This window comes from Rubidibacter lacunae KORDI 51-2, assembly GCF_000473895.1.
Classification (GTDB): domain Bacteria; phylum Cyanobacteriota; class Cyanobacteriia; order Cyanobacteriales; family Rubidibacteraceae; genus Rubidibacter; species Rubidibacter lacunae.
The window spans coordinates 114,180-139,236 of the sequence record NZ_ASSJ01000079.1 but is presented as its reverse complement, the minus strand read 5'-3'; the positions used below and the strand labels follow the sequence as shown (position 1 = coordinate 139,236).

The window sequence follows — 25,057 nt, the reverse complement described above, 5'->3', positions numbered from 1 at the left end:
CGTCTTCACCTTCGATTCATCCGGATGCAAATTTAAAGAGTAGGGCCAAGTCCCTTGCTTCGAGTCCACTTAGGGACCGTTGTCTATCCCCAGCGGTTCGGATGAAGTTAAGTGATTCATTCCCAATTTGCCCGCTTGCCGGCCAAAATGCTGTATTGCATCTCCGAGAATTGCCGTTAATGAGTCGCGCGTTTTGGCGTGGTTGACCTGCTCGGTTCGCAGCGTGGCGAAAAGGCGATCGCGTTCCTGCAGCACGGCTACCAACTTGACACGGAGGGCTTCTAGTGTATTGAGTTCGACTAATTCGGCCGCGATTGCCGCACGGGCAGCGGGAGAATCGGGTAGAGACGGCTCGCCCACCTGAGCAGTGCGATCGCGTTCGGCTTGCAAGCGCGCAATACGCTCTTCCGCCAAGCGAGCTTCACTGCGGCGCTGTTGGGCTTCGGTAGAGTAAAGGTTGCGCCAATGCGCGGCACTTTCATTGGCTGCATCGCGCTCGCGTTCGAGCTCGAGCAGTTGCTGGTAAAGAGTTTGTAGCTCGGCTCGCAGTGCTTGGGACGAATTAGCATTGCTGGTTTCGAGTGCGGAGTGCGAAGGAACGGCATCCGGCATGGCATCCGAGGAAAAAGAACGAGGAGCGAACGGTTGATATGACATTAGGCATGCAGGCGCGGTCGCCAGGCGGAGCTTCTGTCTCTGTATGACGTGAGGATGGGTGAAACGCTCCCCTCGATCTTGACTCAGGACAAGTTATTCCAAAGCGTACTCAAGCGTGCTCCAGTGGCACCTTGCTATCGACCGACTTTCCTCAGAGTTCTTGAAAGCCCAGGTGCGGATCGGGCTCCCGATGCAAAACCAGCTCTAGCTCAGTCCTTGCACGATTTCTGCAGTTTAACAACCACACACCCTGCCACCAGATGGTTGCCGAGAGTCCAACTCATGGAGTCTGACATCTCGACGTGCACGTGCTTCCATCTGGCGACAGAGAGCCGGCCAGCGAGACAATCTCGAACGTTCCGGCAAACATCAGCTTAGTCTTTTGTCCGGTTAGACCAAATCCGGATCGCTTAAAGCAATCGACCCCCATCCCGACAATCCCCACCCGGACGTGGAGCAAACGCAACCGGTTTTTTAATCGGCTTGAGATTGCTGTCAAGCGGTAGGTGCAGTGTCCGGACGTGCAGCATAGTTGTAAGGCAAAAGCAGCCGGGCAGTGCGGAGACCATGCGGCAGCGAGCGGGGAGCACGTGACTCTAGTGGCTTGGGACGCTGCCAAGGCAAGTCGGCCAAGGCACCTTAGAACGGAATGTCATCGAGTTCTTCGGGCGTATACTCGGGCGCGCTACTGGGGGTTGGGGTGGGTTCGGGTGCGAAGCTCGGTTCTGGGGTTTGGGGTGCGGGCACTGGCGTCGCACGAGGCAGAGAGGCTACAGCTGCCGAGTCACTGGCAATGTCACCCTCCAAGCGATGGACGCGTGCGACTGTAAGTTCGGCGCGTTTTTCCTTGTATCCATCGAGTTCGAGAACGTTCATGCGCAAGCGACCTTCAAGCAGCACCCGATCGCCCTCGGTGTAGCTATCGGCAATCTCGTTCGCAAGATTGCCCCAGCCGACGACTTTCAACGTTGCCGGTGGGTCTTCCGCGCGCAGTCCCGGAAACTCCACCATCATCTCCGCGATCGCGGTTTGGTTGTCGGGGGTATAACGCAACTCGGGGCTGCGAACGATACGCGCCAGCAAAACACAGCTGTTCATCGGTGCATCTTGAAAAATAGCTTGATGGCAACAAGTGTATCGGCTCATCCCACAACCCGCTAGCAGAATGTTCTAGAAAGCAGTCGTGCCATCTCCTTACTGGCATGCATCGATCGGAATGCTCTCTGCAGCCATTTTTTGAGGCATGGAGTCCGAATGCGTCTAGTTACCGACGAATTCAACCCCTTGTTCGCGATCGATAAACTCCTGCACGCGCTGCCGGTACTCTCGAAGGGATTCGTCTACCCAGTCGCGATCCTCGCTATTGGCAAAGATATGAACCTGAGGCTCGCCTGCATCCGGCAGCACCAGTACCCAGCTATCGGTGAGCGGGTCGGTTATCTTGACACCGTCGATGAGCTGCAGGTTTTCCTCTAAATGGGTTTCCACCAAGTGGCGCATTAGCGCACCTTTCACCGACCACGGGCAGCGCATGGTGTAGGACTTGTGGGACACGCGCGGCAGCTCGTCGCGGATTTCAGCCAGCGATCGCTCCTGTACCGTGAGCATTTCGATCAGCTTGGCAATGCTGAACATGGCGTCATAGCCTGGATGCAGTTCCGGGAAAATAAATCCCGTATCGCCGCTCCCTCCGAGGACGACATTTGGCTCGTCCTGGGAGGCTTCCATTAGCGCTGTAGGATTGGCCTTCGTGCGGATAACCTTACCGTCATGTCGGCGGGCGATCGCCTCAATCGCGCTGGAGGCATGTACGGGTACGATCACCGTACTGCGGGGCTGAGCGGTCAGCATCATGTTGACCATCAGCGCCGTCAGCTGCTCGCCGCGAATCGGAATTCCAGCCTCATCGACGAGCACTAGCTGCTCGCCATTGGCAGCAACTTGCACGCCCATGTTGGCGCGTAGTGCCTCGACCACGTGCCCGAGCTGCGTCAACAAGCCTTCGCGTTCTTCACCTGCCAGGGGCGTTGGGCTGAGGCTGGCATTGAGCACCACGGCATCGCAATCGAATTTGGCCAGCAAGCGCGGTAGGACGGCTCCAGAAACCGCGTAAGCGTAATCGATAACGATCTTCGAGCGACTGTTGCGGACGGCTTCTACATTTAGATGGGTTTCAAAACTGCGACTGTATTCTTCGATTACCTGAGCAGGATAGAACACGCGCCCGATATCAGGGATGTGTGCTCGGCGGAGATCTTCTTTGAAGTAGGCACCTTCAATTTTCTTTTCCTTGGACTTAGAAATATTGATGCCGTTCTCATCAAAGAATTCGATTAATACGCAGTCGTTGCGGTTGGGCTGCAAGCGCACGTGAATCCCACCGGCCGCCGACATGGCCGGTGCAACCGTCCGCGCAATTGGAATGGCAGTGGCTTCCAGGTTTTGCACGTCGATACCGGCGGACATCAATCCGGCAATGAGCGCGCGGCTGATCATGCGCGAGACACTGCGCTGGTCGCGGGATGCACAAACTGTTGCACCGGGTTTGAGCGTGGAGCCATAGGCCGTGCCCAGTTTGACAGCGAACTCCGGCGTGATATCGATGTTGGCAATACCGGAAACCCCTTGCTGGCCGAAAAGGTTGCGCTGCGCCATGTTGCCCCAGATCAAATTGATATTCAGGATTGCCCCGGATTCAATTTGTTTGCTCGGCCAAACGCGGACGCCTTGCCCGATCTGGGCTTCTTCACCGACAGTGCATAGCGCGCCGAGGACTGCGCCTTCCATAACATGCGCGCGGCGATCGATCCGCGTGCCCCGCGCGATCGAACACGCCCAAATATGAGCTTGCTCGCCGACGATCGCGCCGTTCCAGACGATCGGGCGCTTGAGGTCGGCTTCGGCACCGATAGTCACATTGTCCCCGATGATGGATCCGGGCTCGATGCTGGCACGAGGGCCGATGCGGCAATTACTGCCGATGAGCACGGGCTTGTGAATAGCTGCTTCTGGGTCGATCGTGGTGTTTTCGCCAACCCAGAGACCGGGTTGAACTTCAGGGTAGGCAAAATCAACTTTGACTTTGCCGTGCAAGGCATCATACTGAGCTTCACGGTAAGCGTCGAGGTGCCCAACATCGCACCAATAGCCGACGGCGACGAAGCCATACATGGGGTCGCCGTGTCTCAGCAACAGTGGAAAGAGATCTTTAGAAAAATCGCTCTCCTCACTAACTGGCAAATATTTCAGCACCTCGGGTTCGAGGATGTAAGTGCCGGTATTCACCGTATCGGAGAATGTTTCACTGGCCGAGGGTTTTTCTAGAAAACGCCGGATTCGCTGTTCCTCATCGGTGATAACGATGCCGAAGGCAGCAGGGTCGGGTACGTGCTTGAGAACGAGTGTTGCCTTGGACTGCTTTTGGCGGTGAAAGGCTAGTGCAGCCGTCAGGTCGAAGTCGGTGAGGCTGTCACCGCTGATGACGAGGAAGGTTTCGGTGAGGAGTTCTTCGACATTCTTGACGCAGCCAGCCGTACCGAGGGGTTGTTCTTCTTCCACGGCATAGGTCATTTGCACGCCGAAGTCGCTGCCGTCGCCGAAGTAATCGCGCATGACATCAGGCAGGTAGTGCAGGGTGGCAACGACCTCTGTAATCCCGTGACGCTTGAGTAAGTTAATAATGTGCTCGGCGATCGGGCGATTGAGCAACGGTACCATTGGCTTTGGCAGGTCGCAGGTCAAGGGTCGCAGTCTGGTTCCTGAACCTCCAGCCATCAGCACTGCGCGCATAAATCCTCCTTGCCAGTAATTCGATAAGTAAGGGAGCTAGCGTTAACGCATCGCTGCTTCCAGCGGACGTGAATGCGAGGTGCGAACCGTGCGAACACTCGGCTCCCGTAGTTCAGCCCGCACTTAAACGTAGGTGCCTCGTCCCGCCTCCCAAGGGTACTTGATGGAGTGGCGGCGTTCATCCTTCCATGTGCTGGAAGTTAACAGTGGGCAGGGGCATAGTAGCAACCCGGACCGCGCGATCGTAGCGTTGCGCCTAGTTCCCGAACAGCTTGTGGCTGGTGCGCATAATACTAGTAACATGGTCATCGGACTGCAGTGTGCGATTCGACACCGAAGCAAGCGCGCGGAGGCGCAAGCAATTGACAAGGTGAATTTGCTAACCTGCAGCTTGCTAGCGACCGGTAAGCTTGGTGCCGCCTGCCCGTTCGTTCCCGAGGGAAATAGCCATGAATTTTTTTGTCCTGGTGTTCATTGCGAGCTATGGATTTGGCGTCTGGAAGTTTGCACGCGGATTCGCGCGCACGCAGTACGAAAATAGCACTGGCAATCGCTTGCGTCTGGCTTTGCTCTGGCCGTTACTGCTGCTGCTGAGTAAGTCGTATCGGACAAACTTCCAGCGCGCCCTTAAAGGCAGGTAGGATGTGCGTGACAAGCTTTGGCAACAGGGGATGTGGACTGTGGCGCAAGCGAGGAGCGCCAACGCGCAGCGCAACTTGAGATGTCTGAATCAGGGCGGATCTGGCTGATCGGCGGTACAAGCGAGAGCGCAGCGATCGCCCGGGAATTCCTAAAGCTCGGAGTTCCATTCGTTGTGACAGTAGCCGCTCCCGAGGCTGCAAGGCTATATCCCCCAGAAACTCAAGTGAGGGTCGGGCGGTTGCGGTTTTCTCAGTGTGAGAAATTTCTCCGCGCCGAAGGTACGATTGCAATCGTCGATGCATCGCATCCCTTCGCAGCGGGGGTGTCTGAGATGGCAATTGGCGCAGCACGGATGGCGAGTTTACCGTATTTGCGTTTCGAGCGGCCAGCAGTTGCGCTAAACGGAAGTGAGCGTGGTATCAACCTGGCAAACTTCAATTCGCTGCTCGCGGGTAACTACCTGAGCGGGCAACGCGTTTTGCTGACCGTAGGCTGCCGAATACTGCCGAGCTTTCAACCGTGGCAGGCGCGTTCGACCCTGTTTGCGCGAGTACTACCGCGACCAGAATCGCTGGACGTTGCGTTAGCTTCTGGGTTTACATCCGATCGCCTCATCGCGCTGCGGCCACCAGTGCCGCTCGAGCTGGAGCTGGAGCTATGTCGGGCCTGGGCAATTTCACTACTGGTAACTAAGGCGTCGGGGACAGCTGGAGGCGAGGCAATTGCCCGACAAGCTGCCGCGGCGTTAGAGATTCCGCTTGTCACGATCGCGCGCCCCGCAGTGGCCTACCCACAGCAAACAGATGCAATCGCAACCGTAGTGGCATTTAGTCGGCAAGCGGTCGTCTCGTCGAGTTGAATTAGAGTTCAGTCTATTAGCAGAACGGTGGCGTGCTGCTGGTAGGTGGCTGAATACATCATTAGCGTTTTGGTCCTATGGAGAATCTGACATCTGACCTCCTGCCGGGCGCGTGCAGCTACCGTAGCGATGCCGGCCGCCCGGCAACGGGATTAGTCCGAGCATAATCGGTTGGATGGCCGAACTGGCGATCGCGATAGCCGTTGAACAATCCAAACAGACCGCCGACGAACCCACCTGTCGTCCCAATAGTCAACAACCCCCAAAAAGGACAGCCCGATCCAAAAATTGCCAAAAACGCCTCCAAGCGCCAAAAGCCTGCTTGACCTGCGGGCTCAAACCCCGGCACGTATCGCGCCCCCGCCATTGCTGCTAGTGCCAGCGCGATCGCGGTTGTCGGAACCGTAAAGCTCAACAGCACTGTCAGGAGCACGGACTTTATCCACTGCGGACCTGTCAACATCGCTCCACCCCGCTTCAGACTTGACTGATTCACTGCCTTACCCAAGTGGGACTTGCCCCCTGTTGAAGAAGAAAAGTAGGGATGGTCGTCCCATGTCATGGGAGCGTCCGAGGCTCGATTGCCCAGCCGAAGGAACTCGTCTCCGTCATCCCTACTGCCTCAACAGGTAGAGGCTAACGTTCACAATAAGTGACGGGACTCAGCAATCCCGGCGCAATTCCTCAAAACTTGAGAAATCTTAAATCTTTCTTAAGAACCGGTGACAATTCCTCTTTTATACCGATTTGCCCGGCGATTTGTCCAAACTGATGGGATCGCCGGCGAGGTTCTTCCGTGTCTGGGGTTCGGCAGAACGGAAGGGTCGCTTCGGTGATAATGTGTAGGGTGGCGATTTTTACAATAGGTTAAGCTTTCGAGCCTTCGCCCGGAAAAACAGCAGCAAGCCATAATGAGGTAGGCATGGTCAGCACTGCAGAAAAGACAAACGTGGGTCGGATCGTGCAGGTTATCGGTCCGGTTGTTGACGTAGAATTCTCCAGCGGCGATCTGCCGCGGATCTACAATGCCCTTCGAATTGAAGGAAAAAGCGAAGCCGGCATTGAAGTAGCCGTCACCTGTGAAGTCCAACAGCTCCTCGGCGATAACCAGGTGCGCGCTGTAGCTATGAGCGGTACTGACGGTCTCGTCCGTGGCATGGATGCCGTCGATACGGGCGCGCCGATTTGCGTGCCAGTTGGCAAGGCAACACTCGGTCGGATTTTTAACGTGCTGGGTGAGCCGGTGGACCAGAAGGGCGAGGTTGTTGCTGAGTCGGCATCCCCCATTCACCGCCCTACTCCCAAATTGACCGACTTGGAAACCAAGCCGTCGATTTTTGAGACGGGCATCAAGGTTGTCGATCTGATTGCCCCCTATCGTCGCGGCGGCAAAACCGGCCTTTTCGGCGGTGCTGGTGTTGGCAAAACTGTCATCATCATGGAGCTGATCAACAACATTGCTAAAGCACACGGCGGCGTGTCGGTGTTTGGCGGTGTGGGCGAGCGCACCCGGGAAGGAAACGACCTCTACAACGAAATGGCCGAGTCCAAAGTGATCGACGAGGACGAACTCGCCAACTCGAAGGTCGCACTGGTATACGGTCAGATGAACGAGCCACCGGGCGCGCGCATGCGCGTCGGTCTGACAGCTTTGACCATGGCCGAGTACTTCCGGGACGTGTCCAAGCAAGACGTGCTACTGTTCATCGACAACATTTTTCGTTTCGTGCAGGCGGGTATGGAAGTATCTGCACTGTTGGGTCGCATGCCCTCGGCAGTGGGCTATCAGCCCACGCTGGGCACCGACATGGGCGACCTGCAAGAGCGCATCACATCTACCAAGGAAGGGTCAATTACGTCGATCCAAGCGGTTTACGTACCTGCAGACGACCTTACCGACCCCGCTCCGGCAACTACCTTTGCGCACCTCGATGCAACGACGGTGTTATCGCGCGGGTTGGCTTCAAAAGGCATCTACCCGGCGGTAGACCCCCTCGACTCCAGCTCGACGATGCTTCAGCCGGATATTGTGGGCAAGGAGCATTACGAAACCGCGCGCAACGTGCAAGCTACGCTGCAGCGATATAAGGAGCTCCAAGATATCATTGCAATTCTGGGTCTCGACGAGCTTTCTGAAGACGATCGCCTTACGGTGGACCGGGCGCGCAAGATCGAGAAATTTCTGTCGCAGCCATTCTTTGTGGCGGAAGTGTTTACGGGTTCCCCCGGGCAGTACGTCACTCTGGAAGAGACGATTGACGGTTTCAATCGCATCCTGTCCGGCGAACTGGACGACTTGCCCGAGCAGGCGTTCTATCTGGTGGGCAACATCGACCAGGCGATCGCAAAAGCCGAGAAGCTTAAGAGCGAAGCCTAGTAACAACACTCTCTAGCGCTGTCTCAAAGTGCTAGCGGGACGCGCAGCGTCCCGCTTCTCCTCCACCCTCGTACACGCGACTTCATTGAGAACGACCTATGAGCTTGACTGTACGCGTCCTGACCCCGGCCAAAACGGCGTGGGATTCGACGGCGGAAGAAGCAATTTTGCCGAGTACTACCGGTCAGCTGGGCATTCTTAGCGGACATGCTCCCCTGTTAACGGCTTTGGATGTCGGCGTTATGCGCGTGCGTCCCGGCAAAGACTGGGTCACGCTGGCGATCGGCGGCGGCTTTGCCGAAGTCGAAAATGACGAGCTGATTGTCTTGGTTAACAGTGCCGAGCGCGGCGATAGCATTGACGCAGAAGCTGCCCGCGCGGACTACGAAGCCGCGCAGCAGCGTCTGAGTGCGGCGGGCGAGAATCGCTCCGAGCAGATCCAAGCGGCTCAATCCCTCAAGCGCGCGCGCGCGCGCTTCCAAGCAGCAACAGGGAAAACACCGTAGTTCCAAACGTTTCCAGCAGTTGTGGCTTTATTCCACTCGGCTTCTTGCACCGATAAGTTTCAGTACCGGCAACATTGAGCGGGCAGTTCCGTTGAGGAACTGCCCGCTTGTGCATTCTATCTGGCATATGAGAACTCAACGGCCCTCAACGTGGTTAGTTGTGGTTAGTTACTACCTGCAAACACGACGAGGGGGAACTTTTCCTGTGCTTGTGCCATGGAGGTACGTTTGCCGTTCTCTTGCCAGAAATTAATGACTTCAGTGGCGCGATTGAGAAGTTCGATGCGCTCGGCTTCAGAAAACCAGTGCTTGGCTTCGAGTTCGGCTTTCAACTGCTCCCAAGCATCATTGCGCGGCCAGAAAAAATACGCGGTCAGCGGACTCGTGCCTTTGCCGACCACTTGATCGACGGCGATCGCGACATTTTTGTCGAGCCACAATACCTTGAGTATGAATCGCGATTGCGGCTCTGTAGCGGGAGGCACCTCTGCCATCATGTAAACTACCCGACTCTCATCTAGCTTAGTGTCCAGTCACTCATTCTAGCTCACGGTGAACCCGAGCTGACCGCTAGCGTGATAGCGCCAAACTGGACGCCCCGCGAGCATCTTGTAATGAAGGCGTCGGAGTGGAGTTTTGGCCCTCATGGATGCTAGCTAGATGAGATTAGGGTGATTGATAATTACGTCAGGAGTCGATCTTGATGAATTTGTCGAGTGCGGCAACCATGCCCGGCGGCCAGCGCCGGACGCGTTCGACCCAATCGATGTCGCGATAGCGCTTGTCGATGCCCATCGCGGCAACCCAATTGCTTTCGGCTTCACCCTGTTTGCCTTGGGTCCAAAGCACGGCCGAGAGGGCGGCGCGCATATCCGGAAACATCGGATATTTGCGAACGAGATTGCGCATTTCGCGCTCAGCCTTTTCTTCATCGCCAACCTGGTAGTAGATCAATGCAGCGTTGGCACGAGCAAAAGCAAAGTTCGGTGCAATGTCGGCAGCCTTTTGGTAGTCGGCTAGCGCATCGTCCCACCGTTGCAGACCGGCTTGAGCATTTCCGCGGTTGTTATAAGCCATCGGGTCGTTTGGGGTGAGAGCCAGCACGTGGTTGTAATCGGCGATCGCGTCCTCCCAACGTCCCTGACCTTCGTAGGCTATGCCGCGATTGAGATAGGGGTCGGGAGCGTCTGGATCCAGACGGATCGATTCGTTGAAGTCGGCGATTGCCGCGTCGAGTTTGTTCTGGCTAACTCGGACGTTACCGCGGTTGCTCCAGACTGCAGGATTGGTCGGGAACACCTCGATCAGCTCCGACCAAAGGCGTTCGGAGCGCGTGAAATCGCCGCTTTCGGCCGCCGCGAAGGCATCTTGTGCTAGTTCGCTGCCGCGCTGGAGCTGCTTGTCAGCGAGATTTCCCTGTGCAAGTGCCGGTGATGCGGTCAACCACACGAGTAGAGCACAGAGCGTACAGATAAGTCTTATCATTGTGGCCTGGAATTGTCGCATTGGGCGTCATCGTGCTGGGGACTATTGGTTTGAGTCAGTGCAAGCAGCAAATGGACCTAAGCCGTCTGATTTGTAGGCGAGCAACTTCAACGGTGCTAACGTCCATTTTCGGGAGGAGGTGCTAGATGCAGTGCATGCCACTCGCACCCTATACCGATGCTGCTTTCCAGTGCAGTCGCATTTACGTCAGCTAAGTTGTGACCACTCGCCACTGAGCAATGGAGTCTCTGAGGGGGGCAGCTGTAAAGGCAGCTTAAGATCCTTGCTTTACTCAGAGCAACTGTCCTCGGAGTCACGGATAATTGCGAATTCCGTCTAAAACCTGCACAGCGCGAGCGAATGGGGTTGGTCGGGATAGCAATCGTTGGGCTGCATCCTGTTTGAGAGATAGAGTCGGGCAAGAGCTATCTATGGGAGATTGAACCGTGTCGGTACCCACCTTCTTGAAGGGACTCAAGTTCGAAGCTTTTGTGTCGCCGGCGCAGACCGGTGCTCCATACGTACTGCTCGAACATGCCAGCACATGTAGATTTTTGTAGACCGCATGTATACGCGCCCTGAAGGGAAGCAGAAAGGCAAGACGCTGCTGGGGTGGCAGTCGCGGCCCGCCAAGTCTTGTCGTTCGGAATTTCCGCAAGCGCTCGCTCTAGGGTATGGCGTCAATTACATACTTGCGCATTTGCCGATAGGATTTCCACCACGTTGTCCACAAATTCGCAACCTGTCAGATCTAACCGGCTCGCAGGGGGGTGTAGATCGTTGCAATGGTGTGCTGTTGGTCGCTAATGAGGGATTCAATTTACTAATGCCATCAACCCTGCAGGCGATCGCCGCTCTCCCTATGCCTGCCAAGAACTCTACGGAGAGGTCGCGGGAACTTACTGGAGAGAACAATTTCATGTACTTAGGGTTTGCTGAAAAAGTCCACAAAACGAATTTAGGAGGCAGAGAGCTTATGGAATCTGGCTTTTACCATCTAGCCCCAGCTTTTTGCCTCGGATTCTCGGCCCAAGTGCAAGGGTTTTGAGGCTCTGGTGCCTATAACCTTGCACTTTTCTGGCATAGAAAACGCTGAGATCCTTTCATTGCAGGGATTCCAGCCTTTTTCAGCAAGCCCTACTTAAGATTCCAGGTCTGCCATCTGTTGCAATAGTTCCTTGAGTTGGCATGAGAACCCCGAGCTCCGAGGAGCGGTAGCGACAGGAGGTGATATTTTCCTCAATATTGTCATGCGATCTAGTAGAGCAAGGTAATTATTGGCAGAGCGACATGTTCTTTCAGCGCAACTCGGCAACTGGGGAGTTTTCTAGGAGCGGGCGCTGAGTTAGAAGGTCCTCGACTGAGATACGAAGCAAGCGTTCGGTGTCGACTTGGAAGCGCACGCGGACGCGGTCGACCCCGGGCTGACCGGGCGGATCGAGGACGGCCACGGTCCGCGCGCCGTCGCGATCGTTGAGTGGTTGAACTACCGTGCTGCTGCCGACTGCACGGGTCATGAGGCGATCGTCGGCGAAGTAAACTTCTGTGCGACTATCGCTTGCGGCTCCTAGTTCGCCAATGGCGAGTTCTATGCTGGGTTGACCGGCTACGGATGCGCCGAGGACGAGTTCTACAGGCTGGGCAAGGGGGTAGGGTTGGCCGGCGCGAATGAGCGGATGCCAGCTATGGCAATTGTCGCGGCGGTTCCAATAGCGAATGCCGTAGCTGTGATATAGGAAGTCCTGAAGCTCAATGCCCTGCGCCAAACGAAGCGCGCCAGTGGCAACGGCACTTAAGGGGCGATCGGCGCGCACGCGGTCGGGGGTAAAGATCTCGCGCGCCCAGGTTTGAAGCGCGGGGATGCGCGCGGTGCCCCCCACGAGCAGGACGGCAGCGAGGTCGTCGAAGTCCCGACCGCTGCGTCGCAATTGTTGTTGGATTTGCGCGCTCAGACGATCGAGTTCCGCAAAAAGGCCCCGCTCGCGCAACAGCGCTTCGAAGCGCTCTCGCGTCAACTCCAAAACATGGCTTTCGAGCGATGCGTCGTCGAAATATGCTTCACTCGCGTGAGGACGATTAGACAGGGCAACTTTCAGGCGCTCGACCAGGCGCGCGGTCAACGACGAGACCGGCAATCCGCATTCGCGGGCGAACAGATCCAGCAGCCAGTCGTCAATGTCGGTGCCCCCCCAATTAACAGCAGCTTTAGCTAGAACTCGCGCCGTACGGACGCTCTGACCGGACTGCTCGCCGATGAGTTTATCACCCCACTTGAGCAGGAATCCGAGCGGCGCTCGATCGCTGGCGCACGAAGCGAGCTGCACGCAAGCAAAGTCAATTGTTCCTCCCCCACAATCAATCACCAGCAGTAGGTCGTCAGCGGCGGCGTCGTACCCGAGAGCTGCTGCTGTCGGTTCGTCGATTAATCGCACCTGCTCGAAGGGCAGGGACTGGCAGATGCTGCCCAACCAACGCCGGTAGGCTTCAAAGCTATCGACAGGGACGGTTAGCACCAGCGAGTCAACCGTACCGACGCGATCGCCCACTTGCTGTAGAAGCGTTTGCAAGAACCATGCGCCTGCCTGTTCGAAGGATACGGTTCGACCGTCGAGTTCGGGAATGAAGCCCAGTCCCTCTAATCCGATCGCGCGCTTGAAGCGCTGAAAAAAACGTGGATTGCCGGCGCGATCCAAACCCCGATCGCGGACGAGCTGACCGATAGTGACGGTGGCGGTGGCAGCATTCTCGACATAAATTAGGCTAGGGACGACAGGAGCATCGGGCGTATCGGGTGCGGGTGCGACTGCAACTTCACCGAGGTCGAGGACTTCCGGTGCATTGGTGCTGGAATTCCACCGGGCGACTGCCGTGTTACTTGTCCCGAAATCGATCGCGATCGCCATCAGCTTATCTCCCCTTGAGTTCCTGCCGTCAACGGTGCTAAGCATATGCGCTCGCGCCACTTCGAGCATAGCTTGGCAGTCTCCTGGTGCAAGTGAGAAGCCTGCAGGCACGCTGTCGGGACTGACACAACAGATGTGGGGATTGACGGCTGAGGGGTATAAACCGAGTCAAAGATTGACAGCGTATGGCTTCCAGCCGCTAGCCTCGGCTCTCAATATAGCTCTCATGCTGAGTCACCAGAGCTGTCCGCGGAGGTTCTGACTCTGCGTCACCCTCTCAGAGCAGCGCCCAAAGCAATGCCGCTCGGCCACGATGAGTTGGCAATTAGCTATCAAATCTCGTCCCTCACGCTCGAACCTGGGTTTCGCGAACTCCGTGCTTGAAGCAATTGCGGTCCTCACACTGCGATGTCTTCGGATAGAGTCTGGCGCACCCTATCGCGCTTTAACTGCGAAACAGCCGCGAGTATTGAGTTTCGTGGGTGCTGCTGGCTAGAGCCAATCCCCAACTGCAACTTTCAAGCTCGTCATCGCCTAACTGCCCGATTGTCTGGGCGGTTTCCACTAACGGCTGCTGCAGCGATCGCAGGACTTGCTGCCCAGCAGTTTGTCCGAGCGGCACTAGCTTGACGCCGGCTCCGATCAGATTCGTCGCCCAGCCGTGGAGGAAGCCGAGAGTAGCTTCATTTGGCGCGATCGCCCATCGAGCAGCGGCAATACCATATGCGATCGCCCACTGGCAGGGCGCCACGAGTGCGCTCGCGTTCGTGCCGATATCCGGTTCGAGATCTTGCAACAGCCGCAGCAGTGCGCCCCCCATTTGAGCACTCTGGCGGTGCAGTTCGTCGGTTTCGCGAGTGGCAGCCAGCCAAACATTCCACGAATTGAGGCGATCCATATCGCTGCAGTCGGCAGCTGCACGGGCACGCAGCATCACTGCTGCTTCGACACGAACGGCTCCCGTTTCTAACTCGTTCGATAACCATGTTGTCAGGCGATCGCGACTGTCGATCGTGCCGCTGGCAACCAAGGCTTCCAATCCCTCGGAATAACCAAAAGCTCCCACTGGCAGAGCCGGACTAGCGAGTTGCAGTAGCGAGAGAAGTGCAGGCGGAGGGAAGTCCATTGGCGATCGCCTCCATTGCGAACCGAGTGAATAGGGTGGGGGAGCGCGATCGAAACAAACGCGATCGGTCAGTTCGGTTGAATTGCAGACAAGGTTATTTTCGGCGGAATTATCGGCGGACGATCGCGGCAGAGCGTTTGCAAAATCCCTGGAATGCAGGTGGAGAAAGAGAGTCTTGAAAGAGAGCTACTGGAGTTCGGCGAGGATTACTTGGCTGTAGTGTCAATGGGTGGCATACGCTCCGGGTTCGGGACGGAACGGCAGGGTTTCCTCGCATACCTCAAGTCCGAGTTGGATGAGAAGCGATTGTAAAACGGGATCGGGTGATAAACGCAGGTAATCAGTTGTGATTTCTAAAGGAACGTGCCGGTTGCCGAGGTGGTAAACTGCGCGCAAAAGGTCCAGTGCATGGGGTGCCGTTGCGGTTAAAACGGGCTCGGGCTTAGCGATCGCACGCAGCACTTCGCCAGTTTCTGCCTGCAGAAGGTCGCCATCTTTGAGCACAGTCCCCCGCGGCAAGTGCAAGCGGAGGAAACGTCCGTCCGGCAGCTGATGCTGTTGGCGGCTGCGGGTGCGTTCCTCCGCGGCTAGTGGTAAGGTTAGATCGACGGATGCACGTTCATTCGGGGGCAGGTAGCGCACGAACGTGAGAGTATTTGGCGCAATCATGCTGCCAATTTTAGCGCAAAAAATCGGTCTTATGATACGGTTTCAATAGTCTTTCAACCTGAAACCATATGCTGGAAAGCAGTGAAGTCGTTCGACTGAACCCATCAGTTTGATGCAGCTAAGTTCAAAGCATATCTTGTAGTGCTCGTTGGATTTGTTGGCGCAGTTCGCGATCATTTTCGACGCGCGAAGTTATTCCATTAAATTCGTCAATTGAGAGCCCGTATTCTTCGACGATTGCGATTGAATCGGTACAATATTCGACGACTAGCGTACGAACGTCCCGCGCAAGACCGTTAAACCCACGCCCTTCGTTACAGACAATGCTCGGAACCGACCCCGATCCGATTAACGCGCCGATTTCATCGTAGGTTGCTTTACGCTTTTCCTCGATCTCCAACACCGAGCGAGCATAGCGGTTCACCTGCTCTTGCGTGTATTCAATCGAGCTGCCTTGTGCCCGAGCATGAGGCGGTGCGATTGCCCACCAATTGCCGGTAGATGCAGGAGCAACAGCCCAGATCGAACTAGCTGCAAGGATGCAGCCAGCAACGGCGATCGCCTGGAGCCTCACCGGTTTCTTCAAGCGAGCCAACGAGAACTTCGATGCAATCATGGGTGCTATCGGCAGACTTAGCTAAGAAAGAGCTGGCAGCGATATCGTGCAAAAGATCGCAATTTGTAACGATCTTTATTGTCTTTGATGCGAGTCTGACGGACAACAAAGTCAGTCAGCTACTGTTGCCAATTTTGCCAGTTTGTAACAACCGCAATGCAATCGGCGATGGTGCAAACGAGTGATGAGAAAGAATATTACTGTCCTCTTCGACTCACCTGCAGTAGCTTGGACTGCTTCCCAATTAGAGATGTTCCGCATCATGCCTGCATGTGACGGAGATTGCCAGGGGGACGTGTCGGGGGTGATGCACACCAGCGACAGGCTGTGATGGCCCCGCGTTGAAGAGTTGCAGCCGACTCGCTCCCCCGCTTGAGTGCGAGCTCCAACTCTAGAAATAGCGCCAATGTCCCTCTTAATTGATCTATAGATAGCGGTTGAACGTCTTGACGTAAGAAATATAATCGCTTGGGATTGCCGATCTCCGCTGCCGCCGCCACTGCTCGATCGTCGCGATCGTCGCAGGCGATTGCCAGCTTGACCCGCAGCCATATTCGGAAGCGGCCGGTGAGGGTTGCCAGGATGCGCAAAGGCGGTTCGTTCCGAGCCAATAAAGCTGAAACTAGCGTTAGGGCGCGAGCGGTGTCGGCGCTGCGGATGGCGTCGGCCAGCTGAAGGCTGTTGTGGGTGTTCGTGGAGACGAGGGCGGCTACATCGTCGGCGTCGAGAGGGCGATCGCGACCGAGCCCGTATAGATGCAGCTTCTCGAGTTCTTGGGCAAGTTGACGCGAGTCGCTGCCTGCAGTCGCTGCGAGGTGCTCTAGGGCAGACCGATCGAGGCGGACGTTCGCTTCGGTTGCAGCCTGGCGGGCTCGCTGCAACAGGGCTTCGGTCTTCCAGGGCGGAATCGAAGCGAATTCTGTAAATCGAGCGTGGCGTTGAAGCAGTTTAGTGGACTTGAGGCGACCGTCTGGCCTCTTCAGTGTCGAGAGCAAGAACGTGGTCGTCGGCGGCAACTGTGGGAGCGTGCGCGTCAGCTCGCTCAGCAGCGGTTCCGGACAACGCTGGCACCAGTCGGTGTCAGCCAGCCAAACAAACCGACCGCCGTTTCCGAAAGGGGGGGTTAGAGCTTGGGCGATTGCATTGGACGCAGCCTCGGGGTGGCGACCGTCAAGTTTGTTGGCATTAAAGGCACTCCAGGCAGGGTCGAGGACGCGCTGTTGGAGAGTTCTGGCCGCCCGGGCGATCGCGTAATCGTCATCGCCCCAATAGAGATAAATGGGCATGATAGCGAGTAAGCAGACGTGGGGAGCGAGTTGAGTCTTCGGTCGGTTTAAGTTCTGGGGTTGGGTCGAGTTTTAGTCTATGGTTGGGATAGAGCGTCCTGCGGAGGCAGCAATCAGCTTGGACGAAGCGTACGGAACCTATGTCGAGCGAGCGGGCCGATTGACTCAGAAAACCGTCTATCACGCGCAGCTTGATAATATCCAGGAGTCCCCGAAGTACGAGCGTGACGAACGCGGTTACTACCATCCAGCCGCCTTTCCCGGTTTTAGCATCGTGACGCCACTAGCGGGAGAGGACGTCGATAATCCTAAGTTCTACGGACAATTGCAGGATGCCCAAATCCAGCTCCTGCGCCAGGTTAGTGAAGACTTATTAGTGCCAGTGCCGCCAGCAAGTCTGCATTTCACTTTAGCCGATTTAATCTGGGCCGATGCTTACCGCGAAGCAACCGCCGCCAGCCAAGAATTCGACGAGCAAATTCAAGCGTGCGTTGCCAAAAGTTTTGCCGAGTTCGCGCGCCAGCCGGGCGAGCGCGGAACGTTGCAGTGGCAAGTGTTGGGGTTGATGCTTCGCCCGCGAGCAATAGTGGCCGTTCTGTTGCCGCGCGACGAGCGGTCCTACGAACGCTTGTTGAGCCTGCGGCGAGCCATTTACCAGAACGAAGCATTGCTAAACCTCGGCGTGGAACAGCAATATTTATTTACCGCTCACGTTACGCTTGGCTACTTCGGCGCGATCCCTCCCGAGTTGGACCGGGTCACCCTTTGCGAGCTCTTGGCTGCCACGAACGATCGGTGGTTGGAAGCCGAACCCCAAGTGTTCGATATTAAGCGAGCGGAGCTGCGTCGCTTTACCGACATGGAGCACTTCTCACGCACGGAGAAATTTCCCACGTTGGAGTTTTAGCAAGACTCATTTGCGGGATAGATGGCAATTGCCTGCCGCCGATTGCGTCTTAAGTTGTCGAACTTGCCGGGAAGGCAAAAGGAATCGAGATCGGAACTATCGCATCCGGTTTCTTGTAAGTAAACTGCTCGTGCAGGTGCACGTTCGCCGTAATATTACTGAGATCTTGATGTAGGGATGCACCCGATCGAGTACTGATTGCGCAAGTGAACTCCGTCACATCACTTCATCCTCCTAGCGCGTAGTTTAATGAAGGGGAAAGTGTAGCGAATCGAACGAATGTCTCAGCAACACGGACGTCATTACACGAAGCCAAGCGATACCGTTCCTGACGCTGGTAACGGTCGCGTGCTCGAGATCGAAGCCGACGCGCTGATGGACGGCTTATTCTCTAGCATCGATCGCGTTTTGGGCGGCGAACCGCAGTCCCAGTCCGAAGGCGAGCGCGATATCTCTTCTGTCGACGGCTCGGCGATTGTTGCGCGTGCGGAACTCCATGCATTGCTCCACGATTACGTGCGAGCGGTGCGTCCCGAAATGCCGCCCGAGCCTGCCCCGGCTAAAGCTCCAGCGGCGGCGGCACCGCCGGCTCCTGCCCGCTCCAATCGCTTGCTTTTTGCAGCTGCCAGCGCCGCGCTGGTGGCAGTCGCGCTCGGTTGGACGCCGATACGCGGCCGCATCGCACCTGTGACGGAAACGCCAGAAGTCGTGCCTGCCGAGCCGATGCCGATTGCCGACGTATCCGAAGCCGAATTTGCCGACTACGTGCGGCGCGCCCTCGACGCGATCGCCTACCGCGAAGAGGCACGTGTGGCAGCTGCGGAAGCAGCGGTCCGCCGCGAGCGCGAAGCGGCAGGTGAGACTGCTGCCGTTGAGGCGGCTGTCACTAGCCCTGCCATTGCATCCTCTGCAACGTCAGCAAGTGCTCGCCCGGTAACAGCTACTCCATCTCCCGCCCGCCCGCGGAGCCCGGAGCGGACCCTCGCGATCGCTCCGCCACCGGTCGATCTGCCACCGCCACCGCCGCTCCCATTGCTGCCCGCTCCATCCACGTCGGCTGTCGTTGCCGCTCCACCAGCTTTGACGCAAGCAACGCCCGGATCGGCGACCCCCGTGACAACTGCCGCCGCACCGTCGGTGGCGCGCGTTCATACGGTTGTCGGTTTGCTGGAGTTGGGATCGGAGTCGGCCGCGCTGCTAGACGTCGCGGGGAATACCCAACAATTCTTGGTTGGAGAGGCGATCGGGGCCAGTGGCTGGCGCTTGCTCTCGGTCGACGCACGGCGCGCGACGATCCAGCGTGGCGGCCAGCTGCGGTCGATCGCGGTTGGCGATTCTTTCGAGTGACGCAACGCACCCGCTGACCGAACCTGCCAATTGACCCTGTCCGTTGTCAGTGCGGTCGATCCGGGAGCGATCGGGTCAAACGTAGGCTCTGGGGACTCGCCCGCGATCTTGCTTAAGATAACAGCATCCCGCGAGATCGTATCGAGTCGGGCGGCAGCACAAAAGCCAGCATGAGTATCTTCGACGATGTCAATCAGTTTCTCGAGACGCGCTTGGAAGAATTTCTGCGCGACCACCCGCACTTGGAATTGCAAGCGTTGGAAGAACAATTACGCGAGCAAGAAGCCGATACGCTGCGCTTAATACGCAATTTAGAAGCCGAAGAAAAGCGCGCACAAGATGCCATTCTCGCGCTCAGCGCAGAGATCAAACTCTGGCACGGTCGCATCGACACCGCCCGTGCGGCCGGACGAAGGGACTTGATGCAAGCTGCCCTGGACAAGGAGGCGTCCCTGCTCCGCGAAGGCAATCAACGTTGGGGTCAGATGCAAGGTACCCAACAACGCCTTGCCCGCGCTCAAGAGCTGCTCGCGCAAGTACGACAGCGCCGCCAAGAAGTTCACCGCAAAGCCGAGCAGGTCCGATCTAAGCAACAAGCACAGCAGCAGCAAGCGCGCGCGCAAACTGCCTCTAGTTGGGAGTCGAGCGACTGGCAACCGCGCGCGCAGGTCGGGCGCACGCCCGCGTCCGCCTTCGATCCACTCGAAGCAGAATTCCAGCGCCTGGAAACCGACAGCGAACTCGACGATTTGAAGCGCAACCTCGGCAAAAGGTAGTCGCGATCGCCTCGGGCCTCGCGGTATGGGGATACGAGCCGATTCTCCAAATCAGTGTTCACTTGCCCGGTCTCGCGCTCTTCGGTCCCACCGTTGCCGACATGCAGGGCAGCAAGCCGCATCGCCCCGACCGTTCCTAAATGCCGAGTGCCGAGATGACAGCATCGTGGATGGGTCCGTTACTGACAACCACGCCTTGATTGTTCAGCATCTTTGCTCCTTTGTGCCATTCCAGCGGCTCGCCGAACATGTCGGTTACGCGTCCTCCGGCCTCCTCGACGACGATCGCCCCGGCGGCGTGATCCCAAATATTCTCGCGGTAGCCTGGGGTTTTCGGCGATGGCAAACGCAGATACAGCGCTGCTTGCCCGCTCGCTACTGCGCCATACTTGCACTGGCTGTCAATGCGCAAAGAGGGCGATGCAATGCCTGCAGCTTTAGCGATCGCCGCTTGCCGTGCGGGATCGCCATGAGCGGACTCGACGCTCTCCACAAACCGCAAGTTCGCTGCATCGTCCGGATCGACGACTCGAATCGGGCGTGCTGCCTGGCTGCCAAACGGCAGCAGCTGAGCACCTTTGCCGCGCACTGCTAGGAACAGCAAACCGCGCGTGCCCGCTCCCGTCTCGATATCCTCGGTTAAATTCGGGCATCCAAGCACGCCGACTTTGATCTCGCCTGCTTCCACCAGCGCCAGCGCGATCGCGTACTGTTCGCCCCGCAAAAATCCTTTCGTGCCGTCAATCGGATCGAGCGTCCAAAAGCGATCGCCAACCGTGCCGTTGCCGCGATCGATCCAGTTCAACACGTCCTGGGTCCCGGCGTCAGGCACCAACTCTCTCACCTGCTGAGCGACATGCACCAAGGTATCTGCTTGCTCTGCGGAACGCAGCGCGACTGCATCCTCCTCGCCAACAATCGCGTCGTTGGGAAACGCAGCAGCGATCGCCCGGCAAATTAGCGCCTGCGAGCCGTAATCGGCGATCGTCACGGGCGTTCGATCCTTCTTCTCCAGTGCTTTGGGAATCTCAGCTTGTACTTTCTGGCAGAGCTTGGCAGCCGCTAAAGTTGCCGCCATTGCTACCTGCAGTTCTGCTTCGTATGCCATACCTGTTGTGCCGTTCCCAACCCAATGACTGATGACTGTTGCGGCAGTTTGCCGGCGATTTGGCCCACGTTGAGTGGCGATCTGCTTACCCTACATCATTGTTGCGCTAGCGCAACAGCGGCAATCCGAGCAACCGCATTATACAGTTGCCCGCGATCGCCTGCCGGACCGCCCGCCGAGCCATCGTTCGGGAGGCGGAATTTGCGAGTGGAGCGCTAGCATCGGCTGCCAAAACTGCACTGCTGAAGCTGCGGTTGGACAGTCACAGAAGATTAAAGCCCCTAGGTTAAAGCCCCTCAATGCTTTCTAGGTGTCTTTCAATTTCCGCGCCGGGCCTGAGGTCCGAAGCGCATGCAGGCCAAATCTAGTCGCTTCACGATACGGGAGCGTGGAGATAACCGTTTCCTCTCAAGTACCCCAGCACCTTAGCGACGCTCTCGTCGAGGGACTCGAGATCTGTGCGACATTCGATCTCGGATTCAAGTGGCGGCTCGTAGGGATCGTCAATGCCCGTGAAGCCCTTGATCTGGCCAGCCCGCGCGCGCTTGTACAGTCCCTTGACATCCCGTTGCTCGCAGACTTCAAGCGGGGCGTTCACATAAACCTCAATGAAGTTTGCGCCGATGCGATCGCGCACCGCCTCGCGCGTTTCGCGATAAGGCGAGATGGCCGAGACCAAAACGAGTACGCCGTTGCGTGCCAGTAAATGAGCGACGAATCCGATGCGGCGAATATTTTCGTCGCGATCCTCTTTACTGAAGCCCAGTCCTTTGGTGAGGTTTTGTCGGACGACGTCGCCGTCGAGCAGCTCGAAGCGAGCCCCGCCCCCGCGCAACTTTTGCGCCAACGAGCGGGCAATTGTCGATTTACCCGAACCGCTCAACCCCGTGAACCACAGGGCCCCACCGCGTTGTTGTGCCACAGTTTCCGTCTCCTTCTCTAGGTTGGTGAATAAACTTGAAGAACCACAAAAGCACAAAAGCAATCAAGACTAGCGAACAGTCGACCGATAATTTGAGACCGATCGCTGTAAGCACGCTTTGCAACTACCGTCCATGCAACTACTGCTTCGTTATGCCGTGCGTCTATAACCGATCGTTGTTATGAATGCACGCGACGAAGCATTTCAAGGGAGTCGCCACGATAAAAAAAATTACACGGCATGTCCGGCAGGTCAAGCTTGCTTCAGCATCCATCCGTATCAGCTCCGAAGATCGAGATTCAGCCTGGCAGCGGGACAACAACTACCTTGCCATCCGAACCGAGTGCTATCGGCTAGAGTTGCGGGTGTTGCATTGCCTGCATCACTGCAAGGAACTGCCAGCGAAACTTAGCGAGGGATGTCAATTGACCGAGACATCGACTAGTATGTCAGGATTAAGGGCGTAGTAGTCCTAAAGAGTGATGTTCGTGCTGGATTAAGAGCATCTCTAAGTGAGGGTCCCGCTCCTTAGGCATCCTTAACAGTGCAGGGCTACAAAGGACGAAAACAGATGGTTTGCCTCGTCCGCGATGCACCGAGAGCGAGATAGCGATGAGAGTACTGCGCTTCTTCGCCGATTGGCCGGGCAGATCTCCAACAGGATTGTCTGCGCGCAGCCGCAGTTCGCGAGCGCGAGGCACATCGCCTTTTCTCTTTGTAGCTGCAGCGATCTCTCTGACGGGTGCGAACGGCTATCACTTGTACGACCAGCCGCGCCTTGCGGAGGGCACACAAGCGCCTCAGACTATCCGCGCGCCTTATGACTTAGAGACAGTTGACAAGGCTGCCACAGAAGCGAAGCTTCGCGCTGCCCGCGACAGTATTACTCCGGTTCTCCAGCTCGATCCTAAGATCACGCAGCAGATCCGCAGCGAGCGCGATTCAGCACTTGCCCAGCTCCAGCGCTTGCGCTTGCAAGTCGGCCCATTTCCATATGCAGATGAATCAGCCTTTTCGCTCCAGTTGCAGGCAGATTTGCGCCGCCGCACCGAGCAGGAATGGCAAGCAATCGTTGCTTCAGCTCGCAAGGACCCCGATACCGCCGATGCAACTGGTGATGCTGGCCCGCCAGCTGCACTGAGAAGAGCGATCGCTCAATTGCGCCGGCAGCGCCAACAGCTCGATGCCGGCGAGTACCGAGCACTCATCGAACAGATTTCCAGCGCGCGCGAAGCCTATGCAGCCGCCGCCGGACAGATTGCTGCAACCCGCGTTGCCAAACTGAGTGCTGCCGACAAACAGGAAATGCTCGATTTGAGCGATGAGGTTTGGGAGGAAGCTCAGCAGGGGTTGCGCCGTGCGAGCGAGCGAGTTCTCGCACAAGGTATCGCGCCGGGCCTGCCTCCCGAGTTGTTAACCCGTGCCGTCCAGATGCAGCTAGCGGCAGACGTTCCGGCCGCTGCACGCTCTCTAACGAATCGAGTATTGCTTGGCGTCTTGCGTCCGAATTTGAGCGAAGACCGCGAGCAAATGATTTTACGTGCTGAAAGCGTTGCCGATACGATCGAGCCCGTAACAGTTAGCGTGCGGCGTGGTGAGGATATAGTTCGGTCGGGAGAAGCAATTTCGCGCGTCGACTTCGTGTTGCTGGACGCCTTCGAGCTCAGCCGGCGTGGTGTAAATTGGGCTGGACTGGCTGCGCTCGGTGGAGCAGTGACCATCGCAGTGGGCGGGTTCTACCTCATCCAGCAACGAGTTCGCCCGCGCATGCGGCAGCGCGATCGAGTATTGGTGTTGCTACTAAGTTTGAGTACGCCGTTGCTGGCAATTGTTGGTGTATCGCCAGCGAACCTGCCAGCAATCGGGTTGCTATCTGGTGGTTTCTACGGACCAGTATTGGCAACATCTCAAGTGTTGCTGCTGGCTGGTGTTGGTCTTGCAGCCGCGCTGCTCGGTGCAGGTGGATTGGCATCGGGATGGATTCCCGCTGCGATCGCAACAACAGCGGGCGGGGTGCTGGCAGCGATCGCGGCCGGTCGCCTGCGGTCTCGCGAAGAGTTGGCACTCCTGGGCAGCGTTGTCGGGCTTGCACAGGGGAGTACGTATTTGGCGGTTGCCCTCGCTGGCGGCGCGGGCGTGTTGCTCGTATTGCCGGGAGCCGTCATTTCCGGACTAACCGGTCTGGCCTGGTGCGTCGTCGCGCTGGGAATTTCACCTTACTTGGAGCGCGTCTTCGACCTCGTGACGCCGATTCGCCTGGCCGAGCTAGCCAATCCCAACCGACCGCTTTTGCAACGACTGGCGATCGAAGCGCCGGGCACATTTCAGCACACACTCTTTGTGGCATCGCTAGCAGAAGCTGCAGCCCGTGAGCTGCACTGTAATGTCGAGCTTGTTCGGGCGGGAACGCTTTACCACGACATCGGTAAAATGCACGACCCGCTCGGCTTTATCGAAAACCAAATAGGTTGCAGTAACAAGCACGACGAAATTGCAGACCCGCATGTTAGCGCCTCTATCATCAAGCGCCACGTGAGCGAGGGACTGGCAATGGCGCGCAAGCACGGACTGCCCCGCTCCGTGAGGGATTTCATCCCCGAACACCAAGGGACGCTTCTGATTTCCTATTTCTACTTTCAGGCTCAGCAGCGCGCTCAGCAAGCAGGCTTACCGTCCGTCTGCGAAGCAGATTTCCGCTACGACGGTCCTGCCCCGCAATCGCGTGAAACCGGGCTCGTCATGCTTGCGGACGGTTGTGAGGCGGCGTTGCGATCGCTCAAGGAGGCAACGCAAGAAACTGCACTAGCGATTGTTAATAAGATTCTGCGGGCCCGCTGGCAGGACGGCCAGCTTGTCGATTCGGGACTGCAGCGCAACGAGTTGGCGCGAGTTGCTGAGGTCTTTGTTTGCGTCTGGCAGCAGTCCAATCACCGCCGTATTGCCTATCCCAAATCAGCACTCGAACCGCGGCCCGCTCGCCCATACGTCGAGAAAAAAGTTGCCGCCGACTGAAGCGCTCTGAGCACTCGTGTTCGGGGAATGGAAAGAAATTGAATCTCACAAAAAATCTGGGCTCTTCGGG

22 protein-coding genes are annotated in these 25,057 nt (G+C 57.2%); 9 read left to right on the top strand and 13 right to left on the bottom strand.

From position 1 onward, the window contains the following. Positions 1 to 69: 69 nt before the first annotated feature. The 3 genes from KR51_RS14690 to KR51_RS14680 all read right to left on the bottom strand — a co-directional run bounded on the left by KR51_RS14690 (position 70) and on the right by KR51_RS14680 (position 4,446). Positions 70 to 657, bottom strand: a complete 588-nt coding sequence (locus KR51_RS14690; RefSeq protein WP_232214626.1) for a hypothetical protein — start codon at positions 655 to 657, stop codon at positions 70 to 72. A gap of 639 nt (positions 658 to 1,296) precedes the next feature. Next, positions 1,297 to 1,755, bottom strand: a complete 459-nt coding sequence (locus KR51_RS14685; protein WP_022608865.1) for a single-stranded DNA-binding protein — start codon at positions 1,753 to 1,755, stop codon at positions 1,297 to 1,299. A 162-nt stretch (positions 1,756 to 1,917) separates the two neighbouring features. Further along, on the bottom strand, positions 1,918 to 4,446 hold the full coding sequence (locus KR51_RS14680) for a mannose-1-phosphate guanyltransferase (RefSeq protein WP_022608864.1): 2,529 nt from the start codon (positions 4,444 to 4,446) through the stop codon (positions 1,918 to 1,920). A 449-nt stretch (positions 4,447 to 4,895) separates the two neighbouring features. Between KR51_RS14680 and KR51_RS14675 the strand changes: the two genes are divergently transcribed. Both KR51_RS14675 and KR51_RS14670 read left to right on the top strand, forming a co-directional pair. Further along, positions 4,896 to 5,087 carry a hypothetical protein gene (locus tag KR51_RS14675; protein ID WP_022608863.1) on the top strand — a complete coding sequence of 64 codons (192 nt, stop codon included), beginning with the start codon at positions 4,896 to 4,898 and terminating at the stop codon, positions 5,085 to 5,087. An 80-nt stretch (positions 5,088 to 5,167) separates the two neighbouring features. Continuing rightward, positions 5,168 to 5,947 carry a cobalt-precorrin-6A reductase gene (locus tag KR51_RS14670; protein WP_022608861.1) on the top strand — a complete coding sequence of 260 codons (780 nt, stop codon included), beginning with the start codon at positions 5,168 to 5,170 and terminating at the stop codon, positions 5,945 to 5,947. 118 nt (positions 5,948 to 6,065) lie between these two features. Here the strand turns inward: KR51_RS14670 and KR51_RS14665 are convergent, their stop codons facing one another. Continuing rightward, positions 6,066 to 6,509: a hypothetical protein gene (locus tag KR51_RS14665; RefSeq protein ID WP_022608860.1), complete on the bottom strand. Its 444-nt coding sequence runs from the start codon at positions 6,507 to 6,509 to the stop codon at positions 6,066 to 6,068. 360 nt (positions 6,510 to 6,869) lie between these two features. Between KR51_RS14665 and atpD the strand changes: the two genes are divergently transcribed. Further along, entirely contained in the window at positions 6,870 to 8,324 is a 1,455-nt protein-coding gene (gene atpD, locus KR51_RS14660; RefSeq protein WP_022608859.1) for a F0F1 ATP synthase subunit beta, read from the top strand. Positions 8,325 to 8,422: 98 nt separating this feature from the next. After that, positions 8,423 to 8,830 (top strand): ATP synthase F1 subunit epsilon, encoded by a 408-nt coding sequence (atpC, locus tag KR51_RS14655; protein WP_022608857.1) that lies wholly within the window; start codon positions 8,423 to 8,425, stop codon positions 8,828 to 8,830. Positions 8,831 to 8,994: 164 nt separating this feature from the next. Here the strand turns inward: atpC and KR51_RS14650 are convergent, their stop codons facing one another. From KR51_RS14650 to holA, 7 genes are all read right to left on the bottom strand, one after another. Beyond that, positions 8,995 to 9,315 carry a 30S ribosomal protein PSRP-3 gene (locus tag KR51_RS14650; RefSeq protein WP_232214625.1) on the bottom strand — a complete coding sequence of 107 codons (321 nt, stop codon included), beginning with the start codon at positions 9,313 to 9,315 and terminating at the stop codon, positions 8,995 to 8,997. 202 nt (positions 9,316 to 9,517) lie between these two features. Next, positions 9,518 to 10,315, bottom strand: coding sequence for a tetratricopeptide repeat protein (locus KR51_RS14645; protein WP_022608855.1), 798 nt, complete (start codon positions 10,313 to 10,315; stop codon positions 9,518 to 9,520). Positions 10,316 to 11,613: 1,298 nt separating this feature from the next. Continuing rightward, entirely contained in the window at positions 11,614 to 13,218 is a 1,605-nt protein-coding gene (locus KR51_RS14635) for an Hsp70 family protein (RefSeq protein ID WP_022608853.1), read from the bottom strand. A gap of 445 nt (positions 13,219 to 13,663) precedes the next feature. Continuing rightward, the gene (locus KR51_RS14630; protein WP_022608852.1) at positions 13,664 to 14,344 is read right to left on the bottom strand and encodes an urease accessory protein UreF; all 681 of its coding nucleotides are present in this window, start codon (positions 14,342 to 14,344) and stop codon (positions 13,664 to 13,666) included. A 222-nt stretch (positions 14,345 to 14,566) separates the two neighbouring features. Beyond that, positions 14,567 to 15,013, bottom strand: a complete 447-nt coding sequence (gene ureE, locus KR51_RS14625; RefSeq protein ID WP_022608851.1) for an urease accessory protein UreE — start codon at positions 15,011 to 15,013, stop codon at positions 14,567 to 14,569. A 124-nt stretch (positions 15,014 to 15,137) separates the two neighbouring features. Then, positions 15,138 to 15,629: a DUF4168 domain-containing protein gene (locus KR51_RS14620; protein ID WP_022608850.1), complete on the bottom strand. Its 492-nt coding sequence runs from the start codon at positions 15,627 to 15,629 to the stop codon at positions 15,138 to 15,140. A gap of 260 nt (positions 15,630 to 15,889) precedes the next feature. Further along, positions 15,890 to 16,915, bottom strand: coding sequence for a DNA polymerase III subunit delta (gene holA, locus KR51_RS14610; protein WP_022608848.1), 1,026 nt, complete (start codon positions 16,913 to 16,915; stop codon positions 15,890 to 15,892). A gap of 118 nt (positions 16,916 to 17,033) precedes the next feature. Here holA and KR51_RS14605 point away from each other — a divergent pair, with 118 nt between their 5' ends. From KR51_RS14605 to KR51_RS14595, 3 genes are all read left to right on the top strand, one after another. Continuing rightward, positions 17,034 to 17,822: a hypothetical protein gene (locus tag KR51_RS14605; protein ID WP_022608847.1), complete on the top strand. Its 789-nt coding sequence runs from the start codon at positions 17,034 to 17,036 to the stop codon at positions 17,820 to 17,822. A 279-nt stretch (positions 17,823 to 18,101) separates the two neighbouring features. Further along, positions 18,102 to 19,169, top strand: coding sequence for a hypothetical protein (locus tag KR51_RS17710; RefSeq protein WP_022608845.1), 1,068 nt, complete (start codon positions 18,102 to 18,104; stop codon positions 19,167 to 19,169). Positions 19,170 to 19,339: 170 nt separating this feature from the next. Next, on the top strand, positions 19,340 to 19,945 hold the full coding sequence (locus tag KR51_RS14595) for a TIGR04376 family protein (RefSeq protein ID WP_022608844.1): 606 nt from the start codon (positions 19,340 to 19,342) through the stop codon (positions 19,943 to 19,945). A 136-nt stretch (positions 19,946 to 20,081) separates the two neighbouring features. Here KR51_RS14595 and KR51_RS14590 read toward each other — a convergent pair whose 3' ends face one another. Beyond that, positions 20,082 to 21,053, bottom strand: coding sequence for a 3'(2'),5'-bisphosphate nucleotidase (locus KR51_RS14590; RefSeq protein WP_022608843.1), 972 nt, complete (start codon positions 21,051 to 21,053; stop codon positions 20,082 to 20,084). A gap of 73 nt (positions 21,054 to 21,126) precedes the next feature. Here KR51_RS14590 and KR51_RS14585 point away from each other — a divergent pair, with 73 nt between their 5' ends. Further along, complete coding sequence (locus KR51_RS14585) at positions 21,127 to 21,363, top strand: hypothetical protein (protein WP_040656409.1); 237 nt, start codon at positions 21,127 to 21,129, stop codon at positions 21,361 to 21,363. 63 nt (positions 21,364 to 21,426) lie between these two features. Here the strand turns inward: KR51_RS14585 and cysC are convergent, their stop codons facing one another. Continuing rightward, positions 21,427 to 22,032, bottom strand: coding sequence for an adenylyl-sulfate kinase (gene cysC / locus KR51_RS14580; protein WP_269634919.1), 606 nt, complete (start codon positions 22,030 to 22,032; stop codon positions 21,427 to 21,429). Positions 22,033 to 22,587: 555 nt separating this feature from the next. On the opposite strand from cysC, the gene KR51_RS14575 reads away from it, so the two are divergent. Then, on the top strand, positions 22,588 to 24,987 hold the full coding sequence (locus tag KR51_RS14575; RefSeq protein WP_022608841.1) for an HD family phosphohydrolase: 2,400 nt from the start codon (positions 22,588 to 22,590) through the stop codon (positions 24,985 to 24,987). Positions 24,988 to 25,057: the final 70 nt, after the last annotated feature.

Coding starts and splice junctions, on each gene's coding strand:
- KR51_RS14690 (WP_232214626.1), bottom strand. CDS start 657: ATGTCATATCAACCGTTCGCTCCTCGTTCTTTTTCCTCGGATGCCATG.
- KR51_RS14685 (WP_022608865.1), bottom strand. CDS start 1,755: ATGAACAGCTGTGTTTTGCTGGCGCGTATCGTTCGCAGCCCCGAGTTG.
- KR51_RS14680 (WP_022608864.1), bottom strand. CDS start 4,446: ATGCGCGCAGTGCTGATGGCTGGAGGTTCAGGAACCAGACTGCGACCC.
- KR51_RS14675 (WP_022608863.1), top strand. CDS start 4,896: ATGAATTTTTTTGTCCTGGTGTTCATTGCGAGCTATGGATTTGGCGTC.
- KR51_RS14670 (WP_022608861.1), top strand. CDS start 5,168: ATGTCTGAATCAGGGCGGATCTGGCTGATCGGCGGTACAAGCGAGAGC.
- KR51_RS14665 (WP_022608860.1), bottom strand. CDS start 6,509: ATGACATGGGACGACCATCCCTACTTTTCTTCTTCAACAGGGGGCAAG.
- atpD (WP_022608859.1), top strand. CDS start 6,870: ATGGTCAGCACTGCAGAAAAGACAAACGTGGGTCGGATCGTGCAGGTT.
- atpC (WP_022608857.1), top strand. CDS start 8,423: ATGAGCTTGACTGTACGCGTCCTGACCCCGGCCAAAACGGCGTGGGAT.
- KR51_RS14645 (WP_022608855.1), bottom strand. CDS start 10,315: ATGATAAGACTTATCTGTACGCTCTGTGCTCTACTCGTGTGGTTGACC.
- KR51_RS14635 (WP_022608853.1), bottom strand. CDS start 13,218: ATGGCGATCGCGATCGATTTCGGGACAAGTAACACGGCAGTCGCCCGG.
- KR51_RS14630 (WP_022608852.1), bottom strand. CDS start 14,344: ATGGACTTCCCTCCGCCTGCACTTCTCTCGCTACTGCAACTCGCTAGT.
- ureE (WP_022608851.1), bottom strand. CDS start 15,013: ATGATTGCGCCAAATACTCTCACGTTCGTGCGCTACCTGCCCCCGAAT.
- KR51_RS14620 (WP_022608850.1), bottom strand. CDS start 15,629: ATGATTGCATCGAAGTTCTCGTTGGCTCGCTTGAAGAAACCGGTGAGG.
- holA (WP_022608848.1), bottom strand. CDS start 16,915: ATGCCCATTTATCTCTATTGGGGCGATGACGATTACGCGATCGCCCGG.
- KR51_RS17710 (WP_022608845.1), top strand. CDS start 18,102: ATGTCTCAGCAACACGGACGTCATTACACGAAGCCAAGCGATACCGTT.
- KR51_RS14595 (WP_022608844.1), top strand. CDS start 19,340: ATGAGTATCTTCGACGATGTCAATCAGTTTCTCGAGACGCGCTTGGAA.
- KR51_RS14590 (WP_022608843.1), bottom strand. CDS start 21,053: ATGGCATACGAAGCAGAACTGCAGGTAGCAATGGCGGCAACTTTAGCG.
- KR51_RS14575 (WP_022608841.1), top strand. CDS start 22,588: ATGAGAGTACTGCGCTTCTTCGCCGATTGGCCGGGCAGATCTCCAACA.